This is a genomic window from Streptomyces sp. NPDC002309 (assembly GCF_053593375.1).
This window is the reverse complement of the sequence record NZ_JBSFCI010000016.1, coordinates 113,613-124,954: the sequence shown is the minus strand read 5'-3', so window position 1 is coordinate 124,954 and position 11,342 is coordinate 113,613. Positions and strand designations below refer to the sequence as shown.

Sequence of the window (11,342 nt, the reverse complement as noted above, 5' to 3'; positions counted from 1 at the left end):
ATGACACCAGGATGAAGATCACCCATGTCGAAGTGCACCGGATCGACGTTCCGGCGGCCAGCCCGCCCTTCCGCTGGCGGCACGGACTGAGCGGAAGCGCTCCGGTGGGCGACGGCGCGGTGCTGCACATCGGCACCGACGAGGGAGCCGAGGGGGTGGCGCTGTTCGCCCGGCCGGGTGCCTTCACCACCCTGCGCGACCTGGTGGAGCGGGTCTTCCGCGAGGAGCTGGTCGGAGCCGACCCGCTGCAGCGGGAATGGCTGTGGCACCGGGTGTGGGAGCTGGACCGTATCCACGAACTCCCGCTCCCCACCCTGGGCCTGATCGACACCGCCCTGTGGGACCTGGCCGGCCGCTACCACGGCGAGCCGGTCTGGCGACTGCTCGGCGGCTTCCGCGAGGCGATCCCCGCCTACGCCTCCACCTCGACCTTCTCCAGCACGGAGGAGTTCCTCGACGTGGCGGACCAGTGCCTGGCACTGGGTTACCGCGGTATCAAGCTGCACGCCTGGGGCGACGCCCGCCGGGACGCCGAGCTGTGCCTGGCCCTGCGCGACCACGTCGGTCCGTCGGTCCCCCTCATGTACGACGGGTCGGCCGGTTTCGACCTGCCCGACGCGATCCGCCTGGGCCGGGCACTCTCGGAGGCCGACTACCTCTGGTACGAGGAGCCGATGCGCGAGTTCAGCGTCTCCGCGTACCAGCAGCTGGCGGCGGCCGTGGACGTACCGCTGCTGGTGGCCGAGACCTCCGACGGAGCGCACATGAACTCCGCGGACTTCATCCGGGCCGGTGCCGCCGGCTTCGGAGTGCGGGCCGGCACCACCCTGCGGGGCGGCATCACCGGCGCCATGCGCACCGCGCACCTCGCCGACGCCTTCCGGCTGCGGGCCGAGGTGCACGGTTCGGACATCCCCAACCACCACCTGTGCATGGCCATCTCCAACACCACCTACTACGAGTCCCTGGTGACCGCGGCGAAGGTCGTCCGCGAGCGCCACGTGGACGACCAGGGCCTGGTGCACGCCCCCACGGGGCCCGGCATAGCCCTCCCGCTCGACTTCGGCTACGGCAACGAACTCCTGCCGTTCGTCGAACAGCCGCGCTGACCGGGCGGTGGCGCTCCGCCCGGACCGCCACCGCAGCCGGCGCCCCCCACCAGGCGCGTCACCTGTCCCACGCAAGAGACAAGAAAGGCAAGACGATGAGGTCTTCCGGATCTCCGAGAACCGGCCGTAGCCGCGCGGTGCTGCGCACCACGGCGGCCGTTCTCTCCCTGGCCACAGCGGCCGCTCTGGCCGGTTGCGCCAGCGCCGACACCACCGCGAAGTCGTCCCGGTCCGCACAGCAGGGGTTCGAACCGGCCCCGCAGAAGGACGGCTCGCAGATCACCGTATGGACCGACTCGACCCGCCTGGCCTCGGTGCAGGCGTACCAGAAGTCGCACCCCGACGTGAAGATGAAGGTCGTCACCTACGACGGCGGCGCCGACGGCTCCACGTACCTCCAGACGAAGGTGCAACTCTTCGACCGGACCGGCAGCGGCTGGCCTGACGTGGTGTTCGGCTCGACCACCGACGTGACGTGGGCGTCGGCGCCCACCAAGCCCGGCGCGCAGCCGTTCGCCGCGCCGCTGGACGACGAGCTCGTACCCAAGAGCACGCTGGACGGCTTCGCCAAGGGCTCCCTCTCGCCCTGTCAGTTCGACGGCCACACCTACTGCCTGCGCAACGACATCGCTCAGGTCGTCCTCTGGTACAACAAGCCCCTCATGGAGAAGTGGGGATACGAGGTCCCCACCACCTGGGAGGAGTACGCGGCCCTGGGGAAGAAGGTCGCCAAGGACCACCCCGGCCACCTCGTCGGGTCGATCGGTGACACCAACTCCCACGAGTCGTACTTCTGGTCCGCCCAGTGCCCGGCGTTCAGCGTGACGAAGCCGGACACCCTGCGCACCGACCTGCAGGACCCCCACTGCACGAAGATGGCGAAGCTGCTGGACGGGCTGATCTCCACCAAGGCCGTCACCACCAAGGGCTTCTTCAGCCAGGGCTTCGCCAAGGAGAGCGGCAGCAAGGTCCTCATGGCGTACGGGCCCTCCTGGTACGGCCAGTACCTCTTCAAGGGCGCCTTCAAGGCCCCGGCCAAGCAGATCGCGGCGGCTTCCCCGCTGGCCTGGGAGGGCGAGACCACGGCCGCCACGGGCAACGTCGGCGGCGGCGTGTGGATGGTGTCCTCGCACAGCGCCAACCTCAAGTCGTCCACGGACCTGGCCACCTGGCTGACCACCTCCGAAGAGAACCAGGCATCCGCGCCCACCTACCCGGCCCACACCAAGGCCGCGCAGGCGTGGCTGGCCAACCCGGCCAACAGCGACTACTTCGCGAACGACGTCAGCAAGCCCTTCCAGGAGGCGGCCGACTCGGTGTGGACCGGCTGGTCGAACACCAGGTTCTCGGACGCGACCTCCTGGTCCAGCGTCGTGCTGCCGGCCCTGACCGCCGGCAAGTCCCTGACCTCGACCCTGCCGGCCTGGCAGGAGGAGATCAGCAACGAGGCGAAGACCCACGGATACCAGGTGGTCGGCCAGTGACCTTGCTGGAGACCGAGCGCGTCGCCGTCTCCCCCCTCCGCCGCGGCGCCACGCCGCGGCGGAGGGGCCCCGGCCTCACGGGCTACTTCTTCGTCGCCGGCTACACGGTGCTGCTGCTGGCGTTCGGTGTCTTCCCCACCGCCTACTCCTTCTACCTGGCGCTCACCAACGACCAGGGCCAGTTCACCGGGCTCAACCAGTTCGTGAAGGTTGCCCAGGACTACCGCTTCGCGCCGGCCTTCACGAACATGCTGATCTACCTGGTCCTGTGGCTGGTCACCCTGGTCGTCCTGGTGGTCCTGGTCGCGTTGGTCCTGCGCAGCCGGGTGCGGCCGGGCACCTCGGCCCTCTTCCGCTTCCTCTACTACATTCCCGGCGCCCTCGCCGGGGTCGCCAGCGTCCTGGTCTGGCTGTTCATGCTGGACCCCGATGTCAGCCCGGTGTCCTGGCTGCTCAAGGGCTTGGGACTGAAGACCTTCGCGGCTGTGCTGTCGCCCGGCAACCTGCCGTTGATCCTCATGCTGATCGCCTTCTGGACCGGCGCCGGCGGCTGGATGGTCGTGATGTACGGGGCGCTGAACAACATCCCCGACGAGGTGCTCGAAGCCGCCCGGATGGACGGCGCGGGGCCCTGGCGCACCGCCTGGCACGTCCAGATCCCGATGATCAGGCAGTGGATCGTCTACATGACGATCATGGCGTTCGCCACCGGCACCCAGCTGTTCGTCGAGCCCCAGTTGCTCCAGACCGCCAGCCTCGGCCGGGTGAGCCCCACGTGGTCACCCAACCAGCTCGCCTACGTCTACGCCTTCCAGCACGGCGACTTCAACGGCGCCGCCGCCATCTCCGTCTTCCTGCTGGCGCTGGGGCTCCTGGCGGCCGGACTGCTGGTGGCCCGATCGAACCTGTTCAAGTTGGACGAAAAATGACACAGACCACTCTCCCCTCGGCAGCGGCGGGCCGACGCCTGCGGCCTTCCCGGGCCGCCTCGTTCCTGGTGGTGGGCCTCCTGCTGGCCGTGCTGCTGGTGTTCTTCGTGCTGCCGGTGATCTGGCTGCTGCTCGCGCCCACGAAGACCGCCGGCGAGGTGGTACGGGACAACCCGTTCTCCTTCGGCTCGTTCCAGCAGATCGGCGCCGCCTGGCAGCACCTGTTCGCCTTCCAGGACGGCGCCATGGTCACCTGGCTGGGCAACTCGGCCATCTACGCCGGTTGTTCTCTCGTCCTGACACTGGCCGTCAGCGTGCCGGCCGGCTACGCGCTGGCACTGACGAAGTTTCGCGGCCGCAAGACCCTCCTCATGATCACCCTGGTCACTATGATCATGCCGCAGGCCAGCCTGGTGCTGCCGATCTTCCTGGAGCTCAACCGCCTCCACCTGATCGGCACCATATGGTCGGTGATCCTGCCCTTCTCGTTCTACCCGTTCGGCGTGTACCTCGTGTACATCTACTTCGGGAGCAGCCTGCCCAGGGACCTGCTGTCGGCCGCGCGGATCGACGGTTGCACGGAATGGCAGCTCTTCTCGCGCATCGCGCTGCCGCTGGCGAAGCCGGTGGTCGGACTGGTCGCCTTCTTCAGCTTCGTGGGCAACTGGAACAACTTCTTCCTGCCGTACCTCGTCCTGCCCCACAGCGAGCAGTTCCCGGTCCAGGTGGGCTTGAACCAACTGCTCACCTCCACACCCGCCTTCAACCCCGTCGCCGGTGCGGGGCTGAACATCACCCTTCCGGAACTGGCGCTCGCGATCATCGTCGCCGTCCTGCCCGTTCTGGTGCTCTTCCTGTTCTCGCAGCGCACACTGGTGTCCGGGATGCTCGCGGGAGCGAGCAAGGAATGAGTTCCCTGCGCGTCGCAATCTTCCCCACCTGCGTCAACGACGCCGTCCACCCCGCCACGGCCGTCGCCACGGTCACCGTCCTGGAACGGCTCGGCGTCGAGGTGGACTTCCCCTTCGAGCAGACCTGCTGCGGCCAGCCGCAGTACAACACCGGTTACCGCCGGGAGACCGAGCCGCTGCTGCGCCGCATGGCCAAGGCGTTCCACGGATACGACCACGTGGTCGCCCCGTCGGGCTCGTGCGTGGCCATGGTGCGGGACAACTATCCCCGGATCGGCTCGCGCGCCGCGGCCGAGGGCCGGGGCGGCGACCTCGCCGACCAGGCCCGTTCACTGGCCGGCCGCGTCCTCGAGTTCAGCGAGTTCCTGGTCGACGTCCTGGGTGTCACCGACGTCGGCGCGTACTTCCCCCACACCGTCACCTACCACCCGTCCTGTCACGGACTGCGGGTGCTGGGACTCGGTGACCGTCCCCGGCGGCTGCTGGAGGCGGTCGAGGGCCTGGAACTGGTGGAACTGCCGGGATCGGACGAATGCTGCGGGTTCGGGGGCACCTTCGCGGTGAAGAATCCCCACGTCTCGGAGGCCATGGGCGCCGACAAGATCCGCAACGCCGAGTCCACCGGCGCCCGCGTGCTGTGCGGCGCCGACAACTCCTGCCTCCTGCATGTCGACGGGATGCTGCGCCGCCGGGGCAGTGACCTGCGCCCGCTGCATCTCGCCGAGATCCTCGCCTCCACCCGGACGGAGCCCTTGCTGTGACCGGTACGTACCTGGGGATGCCCGCCTTCCCCCGCGCGGCGGCCGCCGCGACCCAGGACACCCGTCTGCGGGCGAACCTGACCCGGGCCACCGGCACCATCCGTGCCAAGCGCGCGCAGGCCGTCGCCGAACTGGACGACTGGGCGGCACTGCGCGCGGCCGGAGCCGCGATCAAGGACCGGACGCTGCGGCATCTCGACCACTACCTCGAACAGTTGGAGACGGCGGTCATCCGGGCCGGCGGTGTGGTGCACTGGGCGGTCGACGCCGGCGAGGCCAACAGGATCGTCGCCGAACTGATCAAGGCCACCGGGGAGACCGAGGTCGTCAAGGTCAAGTCCATGGCCACCCAGGAGATCGGTCTCAACGAGGCCCTGGCCGCCGAGGGCATCACCGCGTACGAGACCGATCTCGCCGAACTGATCGTGCAGTTGGGCGACGACCGTCCCTCCCACCTCCTGGTGCCGGCGATCCACAAGAACCGCGCCGAGATCCGCGACATCTTCAGCGAGAGCATGAGCCGGTGGGGGCGGCCGGCGCCCGAGCCCCTGACGGATGATCCCGCGGAACTGGCCGAGGCCGCCCGACTGCACCTGCGCGAGAAGTTCCTGCGCGCCGAAGTGGCCGTGTCCGGCGGCAACTTCATGGTCGCCGAGACGGGAACCGTGGTCGTCGTGGAGTCGGAGGGCAACGGCCGGATGTGCCTGACGCTGCCCAAGACGCTGATCTCCGTGGTGGGCATCGAGAAGGTCGTCCCCACCTGGCGGGATCTGGAGGTCTTCCTGCAGACCCTGCCCCGCTCCTCCACCGCCGAGCGGATGAACCCCTACACCTCGATGTGGTCCGGCACCACCGCGGGCGACGGGCCCCGGGCGTTCCACCTGGTCCTGCTCGACAACGGCCGCACCGCCACCCTCGCCGACGAGGTCGGCCGTCAGGCGCTGCGCTGCATCCGGTGCTCCGCCTGCCTCAACGTCTGCCCCGTCTACGAACGCGCCGGCGGACACGCCTACGGCTCGCCCTATCCCGGCCCGATCGGTGCCATTCTCACCCCCCAGCTGCGCGGGACCGGTACCGAACTGGACGCCTCCCTGCCCTACGCCTCCTCCTTGTGCGGCGCCTGCTACGAGGTCTGCCCGGTCGCCATCGACATCCCCGAAGTCCTCGTCCACCTCCGCGAACGGGTGGCCGAGCAGGGGGGCGCGGGCCACCGGCTGGAGAAGGGCGCCGTCCGCGCGGCCGGCTGGGTCCTGGACCGTCCGGCGGTGCTCGCCACGGCCGAGCGCGTCGCCTCCCGTACGCGACGGCTGCACCCCCGCCGCCTGCCCGGACCCGGCATCGGTGCCTGGAGCGAGTCCCGCGATCTGCCCCGTGCCCCGGCCGCGCCCTTCCGCGACTGGTGGCGCGCCAACCGAACCACCGAGGAGCGCCCGTGAACAGCCGCGACGTGGTGCTCGGCCGCGTCCGCGCGGCCCTGGGCGACGTCCCCCGCCGGGAGAGGCCCGAGGACGTCCCTGTCGCCCGCGACTACCGAGCCGCACACACCGGGGACGACCCGGGTGAACTGCTGGACCTGCTCCAGGACCGCCTCACCGAGTACCGCGCGACCGTGCACCGGTGCCACCCCGCCGCTCTGCCCGCGACGGTGGCCGCGGTGCTGGCCTCGCGGGGCGCGCGAACGATCGTCGTCCCCGAGGGGCTGCCTGAGGAGTGGCTGGCCGAGGCCGGGGTCGAACGGCTCTCCGACACCCCGCCGCTGAGCCCGCACGCCTGCGACGCGGCGGACGGCGTGGTGACGGGGTGCGCGCTGGCCATCGCCGAGACGGGCACGATCGTGCTGGACGGCGGGCCGGGACAGGGCCGGCGTGCGCTGAGCCTGATCCCCGACCGTCACCTGTGCGTGGTGCGCGCTCCGGAACAGGTCGTCGCCTCGGTTCCGGCCGCCGTGGCGAGGCTGTCGCCCCACCGCCCGCTCACCTGGATCTCCGGGCCCTCCGCGACCAGCGACATCGAACTCGAACGCGTCGAAGGCGTCCACGGCCCCCGCGTCCTCGATGTCGTCCTCGTCCACCCCGACAGCTAGCCGCACCGGACGGCGGGGAGCGGGACGTCCTCATTCGCGGGGCGGGCGGCAACGGCCGGGCGGGCACACGGTGGTTCGCCGCGTGCCCGCCCGGCCGTCTCTGCGCTCACGGCACCGGCGCAGCCGGATCGAGCAGTCCCGCCGTTCGCAGTTCCGTCCACATGCCCGGGGGGATCGGGTGCCGGGCCACGTCGAGGTTGTCCGTGATCTCCTGCGGCGTGGCAGCACCCACCAGGACGGAGCCGACCACCGGGTGGGCGAGCGGGAACTGCAGGGCGGCCGCCCGCAGCGGCACCCCGTGACGCGCGCAGACGTCGCGGAGGGCCAGCGCCCGCCGCAGCACCGGCTCGGGCACGGGGCGGTAGTCGTACGGCGCTCCTGGCCGCGGGTCCGCCAGCAGGCCCGAGTTGAAGACGCCCGCGGCGATGACACCGACGCCCCGCTCCTCGCACAGCGGCAGCAGTTCGGCCAGGGCCGGCTGTTCGAGCAGCGTGTAGCGGCCGGCCACCAGGACCACGTCGAGGTCGCAGCGCCGTACCAGTTCGGACAGCGGCGCGTGGCTGTTCATGCCGGCGCCGACGGCTCCCACCACCCCCTCGTCCCGCAGCCGGGCCAGGGCCGGAACGGTGTGCCGTACCGCCTCCTCGAGGTGGTCGTCGGGGTCGTGGACGTGGACGACGTCGAGGCGGTCGACTCCCAGACGCCGCATGCTGGACTCCAGGCTGCGCAGCACGTCGTCCCGGCCGAAGCCGGGTCGGGGAGCGCTTGCCTCGCCCACGATCCAGCCGGCCTTGGTCGAGATCCGCACCTGGCTCCGGTCCATCGCGGCCAGGGCCTGCCCGACGCGTCGTTCGGACAGGCCGTCGCCGTACTTGGGCGCCGTGTCCAGCAGGGTCGCGCCCGCCGCGACGCCGGTACGGACGGTGGCCACGGCGGTCTCGGGGTCCACCGGCCCGTACAGGTCGCCGATCGGCGCGCAGCCGAGCCCGAAGCGGGGCAGGGACCGCGCGGGGACGCCGGTCGTCACTTCTCCCTCGCGGCCTGCCACTGCTCGAACTCCTCCCTGCTGGCCGGGGTGAGCGGGTAGTAGTCCGACAGCCGGGCGCCCTGATCGATCCGCTGCCGGCTGAACTCCTCCCAGGCCTCGTGGTCCGAGGCGCTCTCGACGACCTGCGCGGCCTTCGACACGGGTACCACCACGGCGCCGTCGTCGTCCGCGACCACCAGGTCGCCGGGGAGGGTCAGTACACCGCCGGCCGCCACGGGCACGTCGTAGGCCCACGGAAACAGCTCGGACTGGGACGCGTAGTGCGGGGTGGTGCCGGTGCACCAGATCGGCACACCGAGCTGCCGGACGCGGGGAGCGTCACGGATGCGGCCGTCGACGACGATGCCGGCGCCGCCCTTGCGCTTGAAGTAGCGCACCAGCATGTCGCCGAGGCAGCCGGTGAACTGGCTGCCGTACGCCTGCACGACCAGCACGTCACCCGGCTGCACGGCTTCCAGCACCGCCCACAGCGCAGTGCTGCGCTCGACGTACTCCTGGGCCAGCCCGCTGGCCACGTCCTCGCGCTGCGGCATGAACTGCAGGGTGCGTGCCGGTCCCGTGATTCTGTTTCCGGTCTCCAGCGCGGTCGGCCCGTCCATGTAGGTGCGCCGGATGCCGAGTTCGTGGAGCTTGGCGCAGGCGGTCGCCGAGCTGACCCGGTCCAGCCGGCTGACGAGCTCGTCGTCGGGGCGCTGCCAGGGAGCGCCGCGGACCGGAAGGTCCCAGACGGGAGGGGCGTCCTGGCCGGCGTCGCCGTCGGAGGGGGTGGAAAGGTGGACGGCTGTCATCAAGGTCTCCGGGAAGCCGCGGGGGAGGGGTGATGGGCGTACTGCCGGGCGTTGAGCCGCATGTCCAGACGGATCCGGATCTGCCGCCCGGGAGGCAGGGTGACGTGGACGCTGTTGTCGTCGACGGCGGCGGACCGCGGGGTCTGCTCGCCGGCGGGGAGCCGGGGGCCGTGGGAGTCGCCCGGATACCCGGCCCCGCCGGTGTTCCAGTGCGCGGCGGTGATCTGGTGCTCGCCGAATCCGCCGGCGAGCAGCCGCAGTCTCCGGGTACGCGACGAGCTGAGGTTGACCAGGTGCACCGTCGTGCTGTCCGCGTCCAGGTGCTCGACGAGCGCGGCGACGTCCGGGGGCAGTCCCGGCCGGCCGTGGTCGAGATCGTCGTAGCGGACGCGGGCGAGGGGAAGGCCGCCGTTGTAGAGGGTCTGCGGCGCGCCTGTGGTGAGCTGGGTGAGGACCTCCGTCACCACCGGGTTGAGCCGCTGCCACTTGTGCAGGTCGCGGTCGTCACCGGTCTCCGCGTCGTCCGCCTCCATGAGGGCCCTTCGGCGGGCGACCTGCGCCAGAGCCATCCGGAGGGCCTTCTCCGGATAGTCGGGGTTGGCTCCGTCGAGGTAGGCGATCCACGGAGCCTCGTGCCCCGCTTCCTCCTTGTCGCGGAAGGTGTGCACGAGGCTCCAGTCGTAGCCGGAGTGCTCGCGCAACGCCTCAAGGCGCGCCCGGTCCTCCTGCTGCATCCCGAACCACCACAGCCACGTCCAGTACGCGACCTGGGCGGGCTGGTGGTCGAACCAGCCGTCGAGTCCGCGGCGGTTGGGCAGGGTGCCGATCGGCCGCCCGTGCGCCGGGCCCGGGTCAGGCGCCCAGCCGGGCCGCCGTGTGGCCTCGGGGCCGAACGGCACGCCCGTGGCGCGCTGTTCCCACACCTGGTCGAGGGGGCGCCGGGCGAGGTCGAGCCGGCTGACGTCACCGCCGACGATGCCGGCGCTGATCGCCGCCACCAGCGTCGCCGCGCCGACCGCGTGCACGCCGTGCGGCCAGGTCCACCCGTAGTGGCCGCCGAACCAGCGTCCGCCGTGATACTCGCCCACGACGCCGGAGAGTCCGACGTTGTCGGGCATGGCACCCGCGGCGTCGGACCTCTCGCGCCAGGCGTCGACGTACTCGCGCACCCAGGCGGCCATGCGCGGGTCGTGGTGGTACAGCCAGGCGTTCACCATGAGGGCGGTGACCGCGAGGTTGACCGCGGTGTCCCCGCGGCCCAGGCGGTCGCGCATCTGGTGCCCCATGCGGGCGGCGAGTTCCTCGTCCGCCAGGTCGCCCCATTCGCCGATGCCGGGGACGTCGTGCAGCGGCAGGCCGTAGGGGCGCATGCCGGGCTGGTCGACGGCGAACCGGTCGTCCCACTGGGGACCGAGGCCCGGCCGGGGGCCGTCCGAACCGGTGTGAGGCGCGCGTACGACTCTGGTCCGGGGGTCGTAGTTGCCCGTCGGGCTGCCGGGCAGGTACTGCTCGGCGAATCGGATCGCCCGCTCGCGGAAGCGCTCGTCGGCCGGGTCGGCGGCGCAGATGCCGTAGAACATCAGCAGCGACTCGCCCTGGTGGAACCAGTCGTAGCCGCGCTCGAACTCGTTCTGGAGCAGGCCGAGTTCGGTCAGCTGGCGCGTGACCGCCTCCCAGTGGACCTTGACGGCGGGGAGAAGATCGTCGGCGCCTCCCAGCCGGTACAGGGCAGGCCAGTTGAAAAACGCCTCGTAGAAGTCGTCGGCGCCGTCGCGGTCGTCGATGGTGCCGACGAAGCGGAGCCTGCCGTCGGCCTCGGTGTACCGGTCACGAAAGGCCCGCCAGGCGCCGTCGAGGTCGTGGAACAGGCGGCGTTGCAGGACGGCCCAGGCCGGCGGGGGGCCGGTCGGCGCGGAGGCGGTGATGCCGTGTTCGGTTACCGCGGGATCCGCTGGGGCGGGGTCGTGGGCGGTCATGTCAGCCTTTCGGGGCGCCGGTGGTCAGGCCGCTGCTGATGTGCCGCTGCATGACCGCGAAGAAGGCGAGTGCCGGCGCCACGTCCAGGAGCAGGTCAGGAAAGACCACCGCGCAGTCGGCCCCTTCGGATCCTATCGATTCGATACTATCGATAGGCGATATGATGAACCTCATCGCGTGGTTGTCAAGAGCTGTCGTCACGAGCTGTCCCCCAACGCGCCCTTCTATCGATACGATGCGAAGTGTTCGATC

General features: G+C 71.0%; 10 protein-coding genes. 7 read left to right on the top strand and 3 right to left on the bottom strand.

Annotated elements, in window-relative coordinates; genetic code table 11:
- The first annotated feature begins 11 nt into the window (after positions 1-11).
- The 7 genes from ACWCPM_RS15885 to ACWCPM_RS15855 all read left to right on the top strand — a co-directional run bounded on the left by ACWCPM_RS15885 (position 12) and on the right by ACWCPM_RS15855 (position 7,277).
- The gene (locus tag ACWCPM_RS15885) at positions 12-1,109 is read left to right on the top strand and encodes an enolase C-terminal domain-like protein (RefSeq protein WP_450976747.1); all 1,098 of its coding nucleotides are present in this window, start codon (positions 12-14) and stop codon (positions 1,107-1,109) included.
- Positions 1,110-1,204: 95 nt separating this feature from the next.
- Positions 1,205-2,593 carry an ABC transporter substrate-binding protein gene (locus ACWCPM_RS15880; protein ID WP_450976746.1) on the top strand — a complete coding sequence of 463 codons (1,389 nt, stop codon included), beginning with the start codon at positions 1,205-1,207 and terminating at the stop codon, positions 2,591-2,593.
- Positions 2,590-3,522 (top strand): carbohydrate ABC transporter permease, encoded by a 933-nt coding sequence (locus ACWCPM_RS15875; RefSeq protein ID WP_450976745.1) that lies wholly within the window; start codon positions 2,590-2,592, stop codon positions 3,520-3,522. Before ACWCPM_RS15880 ends, ACWCPM_RS15875 begins: the two co-directional genes overlap by 4 nt.
- The gene (locus tag ACWCPM_RS15870) at positions 3,519-4,433 is read left to right on the top strand and encodes a carbohydrate ABC transporter permease (RefSeq protein ID WP_450976744.1); all 915 of its coding nucleotides are present in this window, start codon (positions 3,519-3,521) and stop codon (positions 4,431-4,433) included. Before ACWCPM_RS15875 ends, ACWCPM_RS15870 begins: the two co-directional genes overlap by 4 nt.
- A gap of 5 nt (positions 4,434-4,438) precedes the next feature.
- Positions 4,439-5,194, top strand: a complete 756-nt coding sequence (locus ACWCPM_RS15865; RefSeq protein ID WP_450976785.1) for a (Fe-S)-binding protein — start codon at positions 4,439-4,441, stop codon at positions 5,192-5,194.
- Entirely contained in the window at positions 5,191-6,630 is a 1,440-nt protein-coding gene (locus ACWCPM_RS15860; protein ID WP_450976743.1) for a lactate utilization protein B, read from the top strand. Before ACWCPM_RS15865 ends, ACWCPM_RS15860 begins: the two co-directional genes overlap by 4 nt.
- Positions 6,627-7,277 (top strand): LutC/YkgG family protein, encoded by a 651-nt coding sequence (locus tag ACWCPM_RS15855; protein ID WP_450976742.1) that lies wholly within the window; start codon positions 6,627-6,629, stop codon positions 7,275-7,277. Before ACWCPM_RS15860 ends, ACWCPM_RS15855 begins: the two co-directional genes overlap by 4 nt.
- 106 nt (positions 7,278-7,383) lie before the next feature.
- Here ACWCPM_RS15855 and ACWCPM_RS15850 read toward each other — a convergent pair whose 3' ends face one another.
- Genes ACWCPM_RS15850 through ACWCPM_RS15840 form a run of 3 tightly spaced genes read right to left on the bottom strand, consistent with a single transcriptional unit; the run spans position 7,384 to position 11,089 of the window.
- Positions 7,384-8,325: an aldo/keto reductase gene (locus tag ACWCPM_RS15850; protein WP_450976741.1), complete on the bottom strand. Its 942-nt coding sequence runs from the start codon at positions 8,323-8,325 to the stop codon at positions 7,384-7,386.
- A complete protein-coding gene (locus tag ACWCPM_RS15845) occupies positions 8,301-9,113 on the bottom strand; it encodes an RraA family protein (protein WP_450976740.1) in 813 nt (270 codons plus the stop codon). Before ACWCPM_RS15845 ends, ACWCPM_RS15850 begins: the two co-directional genes overlap by 25 nt.
- Entirely contained in the window at positions 9,113-11,089 is a 1,977-nt protein-coding gene (locus ACWCPM_RS15840) for a hypothetical protein (RefSeq protein WP_450976739.1), read from the bottom strand. Before ACWCPM_RS15840 ends, ACWCPM_RS15845 begins: the two co-directional genes overlap by 1 nt.
- Between the last annotated feature and the right edge of the window lie 253 nt (positions 11,090-11,342).

Coding starts and splice junctions, on each gene's coding strand:
- ACWCPM_RS15885 (WP_450976747.1), top strand. CDS start 12: ATGAAGATCACCCATGTCGAAGTGCACCGGATCGACGTTCCGGCGGCC.
- ACWCPM_RS15840 (WP_450976739.1), bottom strand. CDS start 11,089: ATGACCGCCCACGACCCCGCCCCAGCGGATCCCGCGGTAACCGAACAC.
- ACWCPM_RS15845 (WP_450976740.1), bottom strand. CDS start 9,113: ATGACAGCCGTCCACCTTTCCACCCCCTCCGACGGCGACGCCGGCCAG.
- ACWCPM_RS15870 (WP_450976744.1), top strand. CDS start 3,519: ATGACACAGACCACTCTCCCCTCGGCAGCGGCGGGCCGACGCCTGCGG.
- ACWCPM_RS15880 (WP_450976746.1), top strand. CDS start 1,205: ATGAGGTCTTCCGGATCTCCGAGAACCGGCCGTAGCCGCGCGGTGCTG.